General features: G+C 57.6%; 17 protein-coding genes and 1 pseudogene. 17 read left to right on the top strand and 1 reads right to left on the bottom strand.

Features of this window, described 5'->3' with window-relative positions; all coding sequences use genetic code 11:
- The first annotated feature begins 47 nt into the window (after positions 1-47).
- From nifB to A7X65_RS25555, 8 genes and pseudogenes are all read left to right on the top strand, one after another.
- A complete protein-coding gene (gene nifB, locus A7X65_RS25595) occupies positions 48-1,577 on the top strand; it encodes a nitrogenase cofactor biosynthesis protein NifB (protein ID WP_063690367.1) in 1,530 nt (509 codons plus the stop codon).
- Between the two features lie 40 nt (positions 1,578-1,617).
- Positions 1,618-1,842: a 4Fe-4S binding protein gene (locus A7X65_RS25590; RefSeq protein WP_063690364.1), complete on the top strand. Its 225-nt coding sequence runs from the start codon at positions 1,618-1,620 to the stop codon at positions 1,840-1,842.
- A 339-nt stretch (positions 1,843-2,181) separates the two neighbouring features.
- A complete protein-coding gene (locus A7X65_RS25580; RefSeq protein WP_186467576.1) occupies positions 2,182-2,715 on the top strand; it encodes a tetratricopeptide repeat protein in 534 nt (177 codons plus the stop codon).
- On the top strand, positions 2,705-3,478 hold the full coding sequence (locus A7X65_RS25575; protein WP_063690356.1) for a 4Fe4S-binding leucine-rich repeat protein: 774 nt from the start codon (positions 2,705-2,707) through the stop codon (positions 3,476-3,478). The genes A7X65_RS25580 and A7X65_RS25575 overlap by 11 nt, the downstream gene beginning before the upstream one ends.
- Positions 3,475-3,843, top strand: a complete 369-nt coding sequence (locus A7X65_RS25570; protein ID WP_082885042.1) for a nitrogen fixation protein NifZ — start codon at positions 3,475-3,477, stop codon at positions 3,841-3,843. The genes A7X65_RS25575 and A7X65_RS25570 overlap by 4 nt, the downstream gene beginning before the upstream one ends.
- A gap of 185 nt (positions 3,844-4,028) precedes the next feature.
- Positions 4,029-4,380 (top strand): annotated as a pseudogene (locus A7X65_RS43220) (DUF3024 domain-containing protein).
- Between the two features lie 561 nt (positions 4,381-4,941).
- Positions 4,942-5,199, top strand: coding sequence for a BolA/IbaG family iron-sulfur metabolism protein (locus A7X65_RS25565; RefSeq protein ID WP_063690354.1), 258 nt, complete (start codon positions 4,942-4,944; stop codon positions 5,197-5,199).
- Between the two features lie 202 nt (positions 5,200-5,401).
- Complete coding sequence (locus A7X65_RS25555; RefSeq protein WP_145665422.1) at positions 5,402-5,740, top strand: (2Fe-2S) ferredoxin domain-containing protein; 339 nt, start codon at positions 5,402-5,404, stop codon at positions 5,738-5,740.
- A gap of 139 nt (positions 5,741-5,879) precedes the next feature.
- Here A7X65_RS25555 and A7X65_RS25550 read toward each other — a convergent pair whose 3' ends face one another.
- Positions 5,880-6,293 carry a thioredoxin domain-containing protein gene (locus tag A7X65_RS25550; RefSeq protein WP_063690348.1) on the bottom strand — a complete coding sequence of 138 codons (414 nt, stop codon included), beginning with the start codon at positions 6,291-6,293 and terminating at the stop codon, positions 5,880-5,882.
- 709 nt (positions 6,294-7,002) lie between these two features.
- Here A7X65_RS25550 and A7X65_RS25545 point away from each other — a divergent pair.
- The 9 genes from A7X65_RS25545 (at position 7,003) to A7X65_RS40780 (ending at position 15,974) form a co-directional block, all read left to right on the top strand.
- Positions 7,003-7,698: a nitrogen fixation protein NifQ gene (locus A7X65_RS25545; protein ID WP_245323880.1), complete on the top strand. Its 696-nt coding sequence runs from the start codon at positions 7,003-7,005 to the stop codon at positions 7,696-7,698.
- A 5-nt stretch (positions 7,699-7,703) separates the two neighbouring features.
- Positions 7,704-8,198, top strand: coding sequence for an iron response transcriptional regulator IrrA (gene irrA, locus A7X65_RS25540; protein WP_063690342.1), 495 nt, complete (start codon positions 7,704-7,706; stop codon positions 8,196-8,198).
- Positions 8,199-8,335: 137 nt separating this feature from the next.
- A complete protein-coding gene (gene nifV / locus A7X65_RS25535) occupies positions 8,336-9,511 on the top strand; it encodes a homocitrate synthase (protein WP_063690339.1) in 1,176 nt (391 codons plus the stop codon).
- 135 nt (positions 9,512-9,646) lie between these two features.
- The gene (nifW, locus tag A7X65_RS25530; protein ID WP_063690810.1) at positions 9,647-9,976 is read left to right on the top strand and encodes a nitrogenase stabilizing/protective protein NifW; all 330 of its coding nucleotides are present in this window, start codon (positions 9,647-9,649) and stop codon (positions 9,974-9,976) included.
- Positions 9,977-11,863: 1,887 nt separating this feature from the next.
- Positions 11,864-12,976 (top strand): electron transfer flavoprotein subunit alpha/FixB family protein, encoded by a 1,113-nt coding sequence (locus tag A7X65_RS25520; protein WP_063690333.1) that lies wholly within the window; start codon positions 11,864-11,866, stop codon positions 12,974-12,976.
- 12 nt (positions 12,977-12,988) lie between these two features.
- The gene (locus A7X65_RS25515; RefSeq protein ID WP_063690331.1) at positions 12,989-14,296 is read left to right on the top strand and encodes an FAD-dependent oxidoreductase; all 1,308 of its coding nucleotides are present in this window, start codon (positions 12,989-12,991) and stop codon (positions 14,294-14,296) included.
- 35 nt (positions 14,297-14,331) lie between these two features.
- Entirely contained in the window at positions 14,332-14,628 is a 297-nt protein-coding gene (locus tag A7X65_RS25510) for a ferredoxin family protein (RefSeq protein ID WP_063690329.1), read from the top strand.
- Between the two features lie 168 nt (positions 14,629-14,796).
- On the top strand, positions 14,797-14,979 hold the full coding sequence (locus A7X65_RS42750; protein ID WP_063690327.1) for a methyltransferase domain-containing protein: 183 nt from the start codon (positions 14,797-14,799) through the stop codon (positions 14,977-14,979).
- A 755-nt stretch (positions 14,980-15,734) separates the two neighbouring features.
- Complete coding sequence (locus A7X65_RS40780; protein ID WP_082885040.1) at positions 15,735-15,974, top strand: hypothetical protein; 240 nt, start codon at positions 15,735-15,737, stop codon at positions 15,972-15,974.
- Positions 15,975-16,166 lie beyond the last annotated feature (192 nt).

Here is a 16,166-nt window from a genome sequence, read left to right as displayed (position 1 = left end):
GACCTGGATACGTCAAGCCGTTCAGGCCGGAAGGGAGAACTGGGCATATGGATGCTCCAACGCAACAGGAAGCATCGAGCATCGGTAACGAGATCGGCGAGATCACGCAATTGAATGCGGTGCAAATGGTCTGCGGCAGGAGTAGCGGAGGCGGCACGACTGGCTGCGGTTCGCCAGCGGGCCGTGGTGATATACCAGCCGAGACATGGGAGAAGGTAAAAAACCACCCATGCTACAGTGAACAAGCGCATCATCACTACGCGCGCATGCATGTCGGGGTCGCGCCAGCCTGCAATATCCAGTGCAATTACTGCAACCGCAAATATGATTGTACCAATGAATCGCGCCCCGGCGTGGTGAGCGAGAGGCTGACACCCGAGCAGGCCGCTAGGAAAGTGATGGCGGTTGCTTCTACCATCCCCCAGCTGACCGTGGTCGGCATCGCCGGTCCTGGCGACCCGCTCGCCAACCCCGAAAAGACCTTCAAGACGTTCGAGCTCATCCATGAAGTAGCGCCCGATCTCAAGCTGTGTCTGTCGACGAACGGTCTAGTGTTGCCCGATCACATCGACACCATTAAAAAACTAAATGTCGACCACGTCACAATTACGATCAACATGGTCGACCCCGAAATCGGCGCAAAGATCTATCCCTGGATTTTCTACAGGCACAAACGCTACACCGGCATCCAAGCTGCAAAAATCCTCAACGATCGACAGCTCCAGGGAGTGGAGATGCTCGCTAAGCACGGCATCCTCTGCAAAATCAACTCAGTCATGATCCCCGGGATAAATGATCAGCACCTCATCGAGGTCAACAAGGCCGTGAAATGGCGCGGCGCCTTCCTGCACAACATCGTGCCGTTGATTTCCTCGCCCGAACACGGAACCGCGTTCGGCCTGAGTGGCCAGCGTGGCCCGACCCCAGGGGAAATGAAGGCGCTACAGGATAGCTGCGAGGGTGAGATGCACATGATGCGCCATTGCCGCCAGTGCCGGGCCGACGCGGTCGGCCTTCTCGGGGAAGACCGCAGCGCGGAGTTCACAACCGAGAAGATTATCCAGATGGATGTCAAATATGATGTCGAGAGCCGCAAGAGCTATCAGTCCAGTATCGCGGTGGAGCGCTCCGGAAAGACCATTGCCGAGCGTGCAGATCTTACGAAATGCGCAGATAATGATAGCGACATTAAGGTGCTGGTGGCAGTCGCGACGAAGGGTTCAGGTCTGATCAACGAGCACTTTGGTCATGCCAAGGAATTCCAAGTCTATGAGCTCTCCACAGGCGGCGTCAAATTCGTTGGTCATCGCCCCGTCGATGTGTATTGCCAGGGCGGCTATGCCGAGGAAAGAAACCTCGGGACCATCATCCGCAGCATCAACGATTGCCACGCGGTATTCATCGCCAAGATCGGCGGCTGTCCCAGGGCCGAATTGATCGGGGCTGGCGTCGAGCCGGTCGATTTATACGCTTATGAGCCAATCGATAAGTCAACGAGCGCTTGGTTCGAAGCCTATCTCGATCGGGTCAACAGCGGCGCGATCAAACATATTGAGCACGGCGATCCAGCGATCTGACGAAGCGCGCTGATCTCCACGGCGTGAAATGGGAGAAATAATGCCATTCAAGATCATCGCATCGCAGTGCACGGGTTGCTCCGCATGCGAATCAGAATGTCCGAACGCCGCGATCACAGAGAAGGGCGGGACGTTTGTGATTGATCCTAAAAAATGTACCGAATGCATCGGCCATTTCGATGAGCCGCAATGCATGGCCGTCTGTCCAGTCGATAACACTTGTGTCATCGACACTTCGTTTGCGCGCTACCAGGTGCGCGCATGAGCAGGAGACAGGATATGAAGCGCAGGATTGTTAACGCTGTACGTGCCATCCGCATAATTCTCCAGTCCGACGGCCTCGCCTGCTGCGATTCTTGCCTCGCAATTAGCCCTGGCGGATGTTCCGGGCTTGCCTGTCAAATGAGCTTGCTCCAAAAGCCGCGGATCTTTGACCCTGGGGCCGGGCGCGAATACGTCAGACCCCTCAAGCGCCGGTACGGACAGCTGCCGCTGCTCGGCTGTGCGACGGTCGATCCCGATAAGCTGAAACGGACTTGGTCGCTATTACCACAGCGCAAGAAAGTCTTCAGCACCAGCGATTGATTGGAAGAGTCTGCCAACGATGCCAGACGCTCCGTTCAGCCCACAATCCGAAATTAATGAGGCGCTCCTCACCAGCACCTTGCTCGGACATGCGTTGCCTAGCGAAGCTGAGCATCACCTATGGGAGGCCAGCCTTTCCTATCACGTCGATGACATTGCCGAAAGCCACTTGCGCCAGGCGGAGGCGCTCGCGCCAGGGCACGCGGCAGTGCTGATAGGCCTCTTTCGCTTTTATTTCTACAAGGCGCGACTTGGCGAGGCGCTGCAGGTTGCTCAGCGCTGCATAGCTAAGGCGGCTGAGGTGAATAGCTTTTCGTCCGACTGGCGCCTTGTGCGAGCCAGTGACGCGGAGTTCGGCCGGTATGAGAGCATTCTGCCGCGCTTCTTCTTATTTTCGCTGAAAGGATATGCTTATTTGCAAATGCGCCTCGGTCAAATCGAGGAGGGGCGGACAGCTGTTCAAAAGCTTCTTGAGCTCGATCCCAGTGATAAGATTGGAGCCAAGGGTCTCCTGCAAGTGCTTAAACGCATGGGGCGCTACGATGAGTGGTGACATCGACGAGGCCCGAAATTGGCAAGACGACCCGATTGATTGTACGCGCTGCGCGCATGTCGATCTGAAGACCTCCGGCCGCTGTCATCCAAAACAGGCTTGTATCAACGACCGCTATGCTCAACGGATTGCTCATTTCTTCGACTGGAATCCAGAACTTGCGGACAGCTACCTCGCTCACCCGTATTTTGAGGTGCGCGCGATAGCGGCGAAATTCGCCAGCCTCTTTCTTTTGCCGCCATTACTCGCCGATGAGGATGGAACTGTGCGATCAAGCGCTGTCCGTCGCCTACCCGGACGCGACGTCCTGCATTTGCACAATGATCCCTGTGATGAAGTCAGGATGAGGGTCGCAACTCGGCTCGAAGGAGACGAGCTGCTGCTGATGGCTCCGGATAAATACTATTACGTTCGCCTTGTGGTAGCGCGGGGGATCGCGCCATCGCTGCTCGGCGGACTGATCCACGATGAGGAGGCCGAGGTCCGCCGTGTGGTAGCACGGCGTATTCCAGAAGATTGGTTGCTTCGCATGGTCGATGACCGTGACGCGTCGGTGCGGTTGACGATAGCCCAGCGGCTGTCTCCGCAGTTATTGTCGCTTTTGCGCCATGACCAAGACTGGCGTATCAGGCACGAGGTGGCGAGCCGGATCGCACCGTCTGAGCTCATAGGCCTTATCTATGACCCATACAGCCTAGTGCGGGACGTCGCGCGCTCGCGGCTTGCCGTCGAGGCAGAACGAGGACCGCGGGCATCAGCATGAGCAGTGGAGTTCCTTATAACGACCTCGTCGAGCTGACCAGCGCGCCCGCTTTCGACTTCGGCGAGAAGGTGCGGGCCAATCGCATCATCCGCAATGACGGCACATATGCCGGTAGAGAAATCGGCGACATCTTGGCCAAGAAGGGCGAGGTCGGCTACGTCGTATCGATCGGCACCTTCCTGCAGAAGTTCTACATCTACGGAGTCGAATTCATCGAAAGCGGAAACAGAGTCGGCATGAAGCGTGAGGAGCTCGATCGGGTCGTGAGGGGCGGCAGAAGGCCTGCTGTTGCGCAAGAGCTAAGCACAACGATCGAGGCCGAACCGCAAGCGGCGGCCAGCGCGTTAAGGCGAAGTTCGATCTAGTCAATGACGGGTCATTTTCAAATGCTCCAGCCGAACGCGTCCTGGTCCGGCTTAGGCGATGGGCGAGATCGCCCGAATTCGCCGGCACACTGAGGCGAACCTGCCGATCCATCTCGTCGAGTTCGGTAGAAAATTGGTCGTCGGCTGCTTCGAAAGAGAATCGGCCTGATCGAGGAAGAGGGCGCATGATCGTCGGCTTAGGCATAAAGTCAGCGAGACCGGCGCACCCTAATGAGGTGATCGCAGGCGAATCGAGCGCGCGCTGAAGTCTAGACATCGATACCGGTATGTTTCAGCAAGTATCACTGCAGTTGGCGGCGGCTACTTGGTCGAAAGCCCATGGTGCTCTCGCAACATCGACATCCAAGGAGGCCTTATTGAGGTGGCCCTGCTGCACCACGACAGCGCAAGCGCGTGCTGGAAGGTGTTCCGAAAGGATCATAAACAATGCGTCTGGAAGCTCACTCGACGCACCGGCGCTTAGCAGCGGTTACGGATTTCTTGAAGGCGGATCCAGAACGTGCCTTCTGGCAATAAGGAGCCGATCGATGGCTTTGGGGGCAGGTAAAATCGCGAAGATCGAGCAGGAACTCGCGTCATTCGATGATGTATCTCAAGTCTTTGCGACAGAGATACCCGCATCTGGCTTGGATCCGCTGCGACTCGTCCGACCTACCGAAACACCCTCTTGTAGCATTAGGCAATTCGACCTGCATTTACTCGATAGCGCGGATCTTTGAGTGTGGATCGCGGATGATCCGAAGCGTGCGGCCGGCATCGCTCTGGCCAAAAAAAGGTGGCCCCGGATCACGCTTAGCTGTCGTAGAGGCCGACGAAGAGTTGGGTTCCGGGGCTCGGATGATTAACTCCGTTCTCATCACCCTGGCCGAAATCGCGGCAGTCGATCGCGTGTTGCGCTTAGAACTGCTCTCCAACGGCACTCTCGTAACCATTCAAGGCGGCATTCGCCGCCTATCTCGGGCTCAAGTATGCCGTCGCGCTACCCAGCGGGACCGTTGGCCTTAACGTCGTCGGGTGGCAGTGGTATAGTTGGTTTGGAGTTTGCATGCAGCCGTGCGAGAGCAGGAGTGAACGACCATGGTGATGGCTGGACCGGCGATCGAGGCTTTGATCCGCGAAGCGTTTCCGGACGCGGATGTGATTGTGACCGAGCTCGCAGGCACCGGGTGCCATTGTGGGGCGCGAATCTTGTCGCAGGCCTTTGCCGGTAAAAGTCGCATCGAACAGCATCAGATGATCTATGAGGCGCTAAAGGGAAAGACAACCGACACGGTCCAGGCGCTCGTGCTCGAAACAGCCGTTCCAAAGAGCTACTTGCAAGGAATGACTCAATGAGCGACCTAACCGAAATTTGCACTAAGTACGTCAGTGCTGGAGACGACATCACAACGATTTCGAACTGGCCAATTATCCTGCCGCTCCACGTTCACACAGGGATCCTCGGCGACTGCAAGATGTCTCTCAAGATGTCCAGAGACGGGCAGCTCACCAGTTCTGACGATGGCGAAATCACGGTAACACCAGTATGAGCAGCAATATGAACGAGCCTGAAATCCCGCAGCTCTACCGGCATCACGTTTTTGCCTGTCACACTGAGCGCCCCGCCGACCATCCACATGGCAGCTGCGGGGCGGCGGGCGGTGGACCATTGTGGGAGCGGCTCGGCAAAGCGATTGAGGCGAGAGGCCTCACCGAGGTCGGCTTCACTACAGCCGGGTGTCTCGGCTTCTGCAGCTCCGGGCCGCTGATGGTCGTCTATCCTGATGGTGTCTGGTATCGTCCGCGCAACCCGGAAGACATTGATGAGATTGTTGACTCCCATCTGAAGAATGGCAACCGCGTCGACCGCCTTGTTATCGTGCTCAGGCGAAGGTAGCACTCCCGCCTCGTGCGGTATGAAGGCAGACGCCGCTGCATTGGCGCGGGGAGCGGACCCCTCTCCTCGCACCTCAGCGGCGGCGACGGCTTGTTGTGACCGATGCCGCGCATGGTTCCGATGCCTAGAAATGCTGCTTTCATTCGGACTTATAAGGCGGCAACGCCGCTGTGCACGTGCAGCCCTGAAGCTTCCGCCTCGGGCTTGCGCCTAGGAGCGACAGTACCGGCTCGCGGTCAAATCCGGCACATTTCAGACTAATCGCGTCTATCAGCGGACACCTGATCAGCAGCCGGTCCTCAAGCATCAAGGCGATCGCGTCCATTGCGTTAATCGCCGCGGGGTCAACCGCACCAGATGTCACCCGCGGCGCGACGGGATTGAACCATGACGGAATCGGCGAGCCACCAAAGAAAAGAAGCAGAGTTGGCGTGGTCCAGAGCTCGGTCATCAAGTTCTTCGCAATGACCTGATGGCCCACCGACCCCAGCGCGCGAATCTGGCGCGCGTTCGTGCCGCAACCAGGCTTCTCCCAAAACAGAACAGTAGCCATGTCAAAATTCCTATGCCGTTGCTCCGAGCTGGATCACTGGCGCCGCTGTCCATCCTTCTGCGGACGCGTCGAGCGTTTGGAGGATCACCGCAGTGGTGTGCACCGGACCGCGATCATCTCGTCGTGTTTGTCTAGGCAATCAAAATGCAGATACCTTCGAAATTCAGTAAATTGACCGATTGCGGAGTCCGCCCCTCTTCAGTAGTGCCAAGCGGCACGATATCGGACTGAGCGAGTTGGTGGTGCTAAACTTGGCTTGAGATGCCAACTGCAATGCAGCGCGCGTGTGATCTTGTGCTCAGCGTCGACGAGACGCACCGGCGGTCAACTGCGTTGGTTGCCTCGAGACCGCGAATTTGCTCAATGGTTGCTTGGCAAGCAATTTTTGTTCCGCAAAGTTTATGGTTAGATTCGCATCAGAATTCCACCCTCGCAACCGACTTTGTCCAGCTTCTAACAGGAGCGCTATTAACGGGATCGGTCGGCGGCGCCTGGCCGCCGTGAACCTCAACGGTCGTTTGAGCGCGATCAAGCACCTAACGCACGCGCGCGAATGGCACGCCAGTTGCTAATTGGATGCCGCAGCATCGAGTGAGGGCCGGGTATACCGGCGTCTCTGCCGAGACCTCGCGAGCAAGGCCGGCGTCGAAACTGAGAGCCTGACGCGATGGAGTTATTTGTGATTGTCGAAGACAGACCAATCGATGCCATGTCAACTCCGTCAGGCGGCTTCCCCGCGGACAGACGACAGGCCGGAATTGAACTCTACAATCTCCTAACTGGCTGCGATCCGGCAGACGCCGACGTAAGTGATGACCGAGAGTTTGACCGGCATGTACTTGCCTCCGTCCTTTGTGCCGCTGTGATGGATGGCGGGCCGCTCCCCGAGCGAGCGGGCCTGACCGCAGAGGACCTCAACCAACTGCTAGCGCAATGTTTCTCATCGGCGCCCGTGCGCACTGTCGTTTCGATGGAAAATGCCGGCTCGGCCAGCGACGAGGAGATCATGGTGCGTGACCTTCTGCTTGCACAGCGATCGACGGAAGGCGAGATCAGCCGCTGGTTGGCAGCCATGATCGCACGGCGAGCGATGGAGCCGAATCATTTGTGGGAAGATCTCGGATTGCGCGAGAGGCCCGAGTTATCGCGCCTATTGGCGCGCCATTTTGCGCCGTTGGCGGCGCAAAATACCAACAACATGCGTTGGAAGCGCTTCTTCTACCGCAGATTGTGCGAGGAGGATGGTTTGGTCATGTGCACGACGCCCGTGTGTACGCAATGCAATGATTTCAATCACTGTTTCGGTGAGGAGGTCGGCGAGAGCCGGATGGCGCAGCGCCGCAACGACTATCTGCGCGGAGTCGAAGTCACATCCGAGCCGCCAGCAATTCGCAAGGCCGAGTGAAGATTATGGACGGGCGCTCCGCCAACAAAGTCGCAGGAGCCCGGGAGACTGCGCAGCCTGAATTCGCGCCGCGGCATTGGACCGGATATTCGGCGAAGTCGTGTATCCGCCGACTGCGTGAGGCGGGCATGCGGCCGACGCGCCGGCGTGTACTGCTGGCTCAGTTGCTCTTCGCAAGGGGCCACCGCCACGTCACCGCCGAAATGCTCTTCAACGAGGCGATCGAAGCCCATATCGAGGTCGCGCTTGCGACCGTATACAACACGCTAAGCCAGTTCACGCAAGCTGGCTTGTTGCACCGAGTCATGCCCAACCGCTCAAGATCGTGTTTTGATACCGACACCCGCATTCATCCGCATTTCTATCTCGTCGGCGAAGACACCTTGATCGATATCTCCGAAAAGCGTCTGTTCGAGCAGATGCCGGAGGCCTTGCCGGGCTACGAGATTTCCCGGCTCGACATCATCGTCCAGATCCGCCGTACGCGCCCCGACATCTGACAGTCGGGCTCCCTACATTGTAGCATCTGCGACCGACCAGTTGCTGCCCATAATGACTTCAATTTCAGGAGTTCTCCGTCATCAATTCCGCTGGCACAGCCGTTGCTCACGATTCAGCGGGGAGGCGTTATGCGCGCATGACCTTTCAAACGACTGTATCTGGCATGTTGCAGACAAGACGGATTGTCCTAAATGACACCACGCTGCGCGACGGTGAGCAGGCTCCTGGCGTGGCCTTCACTACAGAGGAAAAAGTATCCATTGCACGTGTCCTGGAAAAGGCCGGAATCACCGAGATTGAGGCCGGCACGCCGGCGATGGGTTATGAGGAAGTCAGCGCGATCCGTGCAATTGTCGAAGCCGGCGTAGCCGCGACGATCATCGGCTGGTGCAGGCTGAAGAAATCAGATGTCGATGCGGCAATCGATTCCGGCGTCTCCATGGTGAATGTCTCGGTCCCATCTTCTGACCTGCAACTAGCTGCCAAGCTCGGCATCGGTCGAGGCGCTGCGCTCGAGCAGTTGAAGAGGGTCGGGGGTTACGCTCGCGACAGGGGACTCGATGTCGCAGTGGGAGGCGAAGACTCCTCGCGGGCGGATGTCGACTTTCTGGTCGAGCTAATCGCTGCGGCAAAAAGTGTCGGCGCCCGGCGCTTTCGGATCGCTGATACGCTCAGCGTGCTCGATCCCGATGCGAGCTTTGCGTTGGTATCGGAGCTGTGTGCAAACACCGATCTCGAGATCGAATTCCACGGCCATGACGATCTGGGTCTCGCGACGGCTAACACGCTCGCTGCAATCAAGGCCGGCGCAACGCATGCCTCAGTCACCGTGATCGGCCTCGGCGAGCGTGCTGGCAATGCGCCGCTAGAAGAGGTCGCTGTCGCGCTCAAACAGCTGTATGGATGTGATACAGGCGTCGTGCTGTCGGAGCTCGAGAATGTTGCGGCCCTCGTCGCAGGGGCCGCCGCACGCACTATTCCACTCAACAAGGCGATCGTCGGCGAGCATGTCTTTACCCATGAATCCGGCATCCATGTCGATGGTCTGCGGAAGGATCGGCGCAGCTATCAGGCGCTCGATCCTCAACTGCTCGGTCGCTCAAACCGCTTTGTGATCGGTAAACACTCAGGGCTCTCTGCGATCACGGCGTTGCTGTCCGAATTGCAGCTTTCAGTCAGCGACGAAGAAAGCAGAGCGATCCTTGCGCGTATCCGAAAGCATGCCGTCGAGCACAAGGGCGGGGTTCCGCCCGAGACCGTGATGACAATCTGGCGCGAGGTCCACGATCGCTCGCTGCTCAACGGAATGTAGGGCCGGCATGTCCCGATTAGCCGCCATCTCAGTCCTTGAACGGGTGGTTAAGCCAGCACGTCTGGGTCTTGGCGTCTTTATGACGCGCATTCTGGGCATACCTAGCATCGCGCCATGCTAGAGTTGCGGAGGAAAATGATGGCTAGCGGAATTTTGTTTCGATTGAGCAAGGCCGCTGCGGCCGAAGAGTTTTTTGAATTGCTGGGTGTCAAGTACGATCCTAAGATCATCAACGTGGCGCGGCTGCACATCCTGCGGCGCATGGGGCAGTATCTCGCAGCTGAAGAGTTGACTGCTGCAACTGATTCGGAGGTCGCAGAACGGTGTAAAGCCGTGCTGGAACGGGCCTACGCCGACTTCGTGGCTTCCTCTCCAATCGACCAACGCGTTTTCAAAGTTCTTAAGGAAGCTGTCGCTCCACGGCCGAAGAAAGAGTCCCTCGTGCAACTGGGCAGGCTAAAGTGACGGCATCACCTCACTTGCTTTCGTTCGCTGCTTCTTCCCCATCGTCTCGGGTGGGGCAAGGGCTGCCGAGGCGGGAACCACGATTTACTCGAAGGCTGTTGTGGTTGCGGTTTGCGACGTCATGCTAACATTCCTTGTCATGGCTACGTTCGCATGGAAACATCCATCAGGATGGATCGGGTGCTGCGACAGCGCCTGCGGCAATGTCAGTCCACGAACCACCCGATGCTATCGACTGTTGTTGGGAGATCCATCGCCGCGCGAAATCGCTGGCTCATCCTATTCGCTGTCCAAGCCCCCCTGAAATGTAGTCGCAGAGCCCCGCGATATCCCGAAAGGTGGTCAATGCTGAGTTAACTTCCGCAGACTCAACCTTTGCCCCATGGATCAGCTCGTTGCGCTGCGATACAGCCACCTTAGATCCTTGATCAGTGCCACGTCAAAAGCGCGGTGCCCCTGGGGCAGGAGCAGCGGTATATGCTCATCGATTTTCTGAAGATCGGCGGTGGAGGAATGTTCTGGACGAGCCAGGACGTCTTGGGTGCGAGCTTCGAGACGAGAGCTTTGACGGCTACTTCGACAGCAGCCGCGCCAATGGCGAGGGCGCTCCGAGAATTGTTCTCCAACAGACTTTCGGCCTCGCGCAGCAAGTTCTGATGGAGCGGTCATCTTCATTGGCCTCAAGCAGTCGTAAGATATCGGCGCGCCGGGCGTCGAATACCACCAGGTCGGGCCCACAGGCGTCGCCGGCCGACAGACGTCGGGTCTCCACACTTCGCCATCGATAAACCACTCGTGGGATCCTACCTTGGCAAGTCAACTGGGCCAGGACGGTTGCATCGCCACCGAGCAAGCGCCACGACTCTCGGTACTGCTTGCTCGATCTCTGCCCCTACTGGAGTGATGGCATCCTTCAGAAAGGGGGGCCGTATAGCGGAAAACCGGGTCGTTTGATCTGTTCTACATATCTTCAGAGGGTGACAGATCTTTGGGATTAATCTCCTGTGGGACCATCCCCGCCGAGAGCCCCTCGTAGAAAGCGTAGGCCCGCCGAGATATATGTCAATGCGCGCCTCCGATGCGCCGAGCTGACGGTGAAGGCAACCCTCAATATCCCTCCACCTTTCCAACATACGCAAAATCGACGGACACGGCGTGCTTGCCTACGTGTTCGAAGCGAACTGTGTCTTCCGGGTGCAGACACATCTCTTGCGCAAGAAATGCCTTTCGAAAAAAAGATACCCTACGAAATAGGGCCACTTGACCCAACGATACCTGATTTTCGGCTCCTTCTGACACAGGCTCTCTCAGTTCGTCTGACCAACCTTGCGGCCGTGGCTTGGCAGACTTCGACAGTCGCGAGCTGAATGGCCCTGGGCACCAACCAATATCGCTGTGTCTTGATAAAAATGGCCCTGTTCGATTTCCGACGGGTGGTCCCCGCATCTTTGTCGGGCCTCCGGCCCTCCTCGGACGAAGGGCGCGCCGCGGGCTTGGTACGCCCTGTCTCTATACCGTAATTCGACTGCGTACCCAGTTGGTACGACACTTGCTATATCGCAGCAAAGCCTTGGAGAAGCGCATGCACATCGTAGTCTGCACTAAACAAGTTCCTGCTTCCGCGCAGATGCGAGTGCACCCTGTGAACAAGATCGTCGTGTCACAGGCGGGAAGGCCCAACGTGCAAGAGCCGTTTGCGCGTCGCACGGCGTTTTTGCCGAACGCCTATTTGGGCCTCGGTCACACAGCAAGACTTTTGTAATCGAAGTTCGGCAAGCAACCCGGCCGCGGCGCATATTAGAGGGGTGATCCTCGCTGGCCAGACGAACTCGAAAACCGATCTCGCGGCGTCGGCGCGTGGCTAGTACAGCAAGGAAAACCGATACTATGAGCACCACCTCCAAAAGCCGCGCTCCGGCCGCAGCTTCTGGCCGCGCCGCGACCAAGAAGGAGTTGCCTGAGCGCTTTAAGGCCTACAAGCACGTTTGGGTCTTCATAGAGCAGGAACGCGGTATTGTGCACCCCGTATCGTGGGAGCTCATGGGGGCCGGCCGTAGGCTTGCAGACAAGCTCAATGTGGATCTCGCGGCAGTTATCATCGGACCAGAAGGCGAGGCGACACAGCAGGCGGTTGCCGAGTCGTTCTGTTATGGCGCTGACCTCGTTTACATCGTTTCCAATGATCTTTTGGCCGACTATCGCAACGAGTCATACACGAAGGCTCTGACCGACCTCGTCAACGGCTACAAGCCGGAGATCCTGCTGTTGGGCGCCACTACGCTCGGCCGGGATCTCGCAGGCTCCGTCGCAACCACGCTGCTCACGGGGCTAACTGCGGATTGCACCGAGCTCGACGTAGACGCCGACGGATCGCTCGCTGCGACGCGCCCCACCTTCGGCGGCTCTTTACTGTGCACGATCTATACGCTGAATTTCCGTCCGCAGATGGCAACTGTCCGCCCACGTGTGATGCCGATGCCAAAGCGCATCGCGCGCCCGGTCGGTCGCATTATCACGCACTCACTCGGTCTGGTCGAACACGACATCGTCACAAAAGTTCTCGATTTCTTGCCCGACCGCAACTCAGCAAAATCCAACCTGGCTTATGCCGACGCCGTCGTCGCGGGCGGCCTCGGGCTCGGATCAGCCGAGAATTTTCAGCTGGTACACCAACTGGCGAGCACGCTTGGTGCCGAATATGGCAGTTCGCGGCCGCTGGTGCAGAAGGGCTGGGTCACCTCCGATCGCCAGATCGGCCAGACGGGCAAGACGATCCGACCAAAGCTCTATATCGCTGCCGGCATTTCGGGAGCGATCCAGCACCGAGTTGGTGTCGAGGGGGCCGATCTTATCGTCGCTATCAACACTGATAAGAACGCGCCAATCTTCGACTTCGCTCATATAGGCATCATTACCGATGCCATCCACTTCTTACCGCCGCTCATCGCTGCGTTCCGCGAGCGGCTGTCGCCGCATTGCCGCGATCGGATAGCAGGTTAAAGGAGTACGACCATGATTGAGGAAAAATTCGATGCCATCGTGGTTGGCGCAGGCATGGCCGGCAATGCGGCCGCGCTCACCATGGCCGAGGGCGGCATGAAGGTGCTGCAGCTCGAACGCGGTGAGTATTCGGGCTCGAAGAATGTGCAGGGCGCGATCCTCTATGCCGACATGCTTGAGAAGCTGGTCCCTGATTTCCGTGAGGATGCTCCGCTTGAGCGGCACTTGGTCGAGCAGCGCTTCTGGATGATGGACGATCGCTCGCACACCGGCTTGCACTACCGATCCGAAGATTTTAACGAGGAGAAGCCGAACCGTTACACCATCATCCGAGCCCAATTCGACAAGTGGTTTTCGCAAAAGGTTCGCGAAGCCGGGGCCACAGTATTATGCGAGACCACGGTCACCGAACTCGTACGAGACGACTCTGGCAAGGTCATTGGCGTGAAGGCCGATCGCCGCGATGGGGAGATCCACGGTGATATCGTCGTGTTGGCGGAGGGCGTTAACGGCATGCTTGGTACGCGGGCTGGCCTGCGTGAGCGGCCAAAGCCCGAGAAGGTTGCGCTTGCAGTTAAGGAAATGCACTTCCTGCCGCGCGAGACCATTGAGGCGCGTTTCAATCTCAGGGGTGACGAAGGGGTAGTGATTGAGGCCGTAGGCACCATTTCTCGCGGCATGACCGGCATGGGCTTCATCTACGCCAACAAGGAATGCATCTCGCTGGGTATCGGCTGCCTGGTCGCCGATTTCCAGCGCACCGGCGAGACGCCTTATGGCTTGCTCGATCGTTTCAGGCGTCATCCTTCGGTCGCCCCACTGATAGAAGGCTCCGAGGTGAAGGAATACTCCGCGCATCTAATCCCGGAGGGAGGATTCAAGGCGATACCCCAACTCTACGGCAACGGATGGGTAGTGATCGGCGACGCCGCTCAGCTTAACAACACAATACATCGTGAAGGATCAAACCTCGCGATGACCTCGGGTCAAATTGCGGCGGAAGCGATTCTTAAGATCAAGTCGAGGAATCAACCGATGATCCCACACAACCTAGTGCTGTATAAGAAGATGCTCGATGAATCTTTCGTGATCAAGGATCTAAGGAAGTACAAGGATATGCCGGCGCTGATGCACACTCGCTCGCAAAACTTCTTCCTGACTTATCCGCAGCTCGTTTCCAAGGCTATGCAGAATTTTGTGCGTGTCGATGGCACGCCTAAGATCGACAAGGAAAAGCTCGCACTCAAGTCGTTCACGAACGCGCGCTCACGGAGCGGCCTGTTTGGCGACGCCTTTCGCCTCGTGCGCGCATGGCGGTAAATGGAAGAACTGGATGTCATAACGGGGACCAAATTATGTCGATCGAGCTATCCACGCGTGTCGAGGACAAGCTATTCAACAACCGCTACCTCGTCGATACCGGCCGCCCCCATATCAAGGTGCGCCCCCATGCCAAGCCATCGACGCAGCTTTTGTCGATGCTGAAGGCTTGCCCGGCGCGATGCTACGAACTCAGCGAAGATGGCCAAGTTGAGGCCACCGTCGATGGCTGCATCGAATGCGGTACTTGCCGAATAATTTGCGAGGAGACCGGCGACATTGAATGGAGCTATCCTCGAGGCGGTTACGGCGTGCTGTTCAAATTCGGCTGAGGCAAAATGAGAGGTTTCGAGGATGCGATATTTTCCATATCAAGATCCGATTCGCAGAGGATTTCGATGAGGACCGAAGATCTCGCCTCCTACGTTCTAAAGGGGTGTGGAAGAGGGGCGCGCACGTGTTGCAGTGCTTGCCCGCGTGCTGGCAGAAGCGCGACACGCATGCTGCTCGATCGATCTGAATCGCTTGAGGGGTGCGCGGCCGTCGATGCAGGTTGCGGCGGTGGCGATGTTACGTACGATTTGGCAAAGAGGGTTGGCAGTGCCGGTCGAGTCGTCGGTCTGGATCTCGACGAAGACAAAATCCTCCTGGCGCGGACGGAAGCTAAGCAGCTTGGTATCTAATGTGGTATTCTGTCGCGCAAACATCGCTCATCGTTGGCCGGTACGCGGGGAATCACTGGTAAGCGTGAGTTCGTGCTTACCTATCTCGCCAATCCTGCCCATGCGCTTGAGCAAGCATACGAGGCACTCCGACCTGGGGGGATGGCCATCGTGCAGGGTATCGACTGAGACGGCGAGTTCTGCGATCCGCCGTTACCTGCATTTTCGTCGCAAAGGCGAGCTCTTCATTGCAGCTCTGTGCCGGCGCGGTGGAGATCCCTTGATTGGTCGCAGACTCGTCGAGCTCCTTGAGGCAGCAGGCTTCTCTGACGTCCATTCCTCAATGGTTCAGCCATACGGGCGCAACGGTGACGTCAAACGGGTTCCAATGCTGACTTTCGTCGCAATTAGGGATGCGCTAATGCAGCTAGGACTTACCAGCATCCAGGAGGTTGGGTCAATTACGGCCGAGCTCGGGGCCTTCCTCCACCGGTCTAGCACGACTGTCGGCCTGCCGCGTATCTTCCAAGCTTGGGGACGCAGACAGTGAAGGTTCAGTCTGTCGCTTGGCATTACGAGCTAGCTTCGTCAACGTTTGAGAACGCATTACGATGGTTCGTCAATGCAATGACGTTGGGAGTGCTGCTTGACCGTCCGCCGCCGACCGCACGAACAGCAATTAGCGGCGAAAACAGGTGCTGCGAAAAGCACGTCAGGGTTCTCTCGCCAATCAGCGCATTGGCACGAATTGAAGCACGGGCAAGTGAGTGAAGAGGATGATGAACGAGGATTTTGCAGCCATGCGCACTCACCGTAACCGCATCCATCGATATCGCCGTTTACTGAAAGCCAAGCCAAATGGGCCCGAGCGCCAATATATCGAGCGACGTTTGCGCGAGGAGCGTTGTGCTTTCGATGCCTTGATGACCTGTAGCTTACCGCTAGTTTTCGAAATTCCGCATGTGGCTGACCGAGAGACGTATGTTTCAGCAGCGACGGTGGGCGCTATCCTGTGACCAAAGTCGCCAGACCGCGGCCGCCTCAATGCCACTTTCTTCTCCGGCGACGATTGTAGTTTGTCGACATCGATATGCTGTAATGTCCACAAGACTGTTCGTCTTTGCTAGCCGAGTGCCCGCGCCAGCTAGCTTACCACCTTACCGATACTGAGCTTATCTCCTGCGGGGCCTCGCTCGCGTCTATTGAAA

Source organism: Bradyrhizobium stylosanthis (assembly GCF_001641335.1).
Classification (GTDB): domain Bacteria; phylum Pseudomonadota; class Alphaproteobacteria; order Rhizobiales; family Xanthobacteraceae; genus Bradyrhizobium; species Bradyrhizobium stylosanthis.
This window is presented reverse-complemented; position numbering and strand designations above follow the sequence as displayed.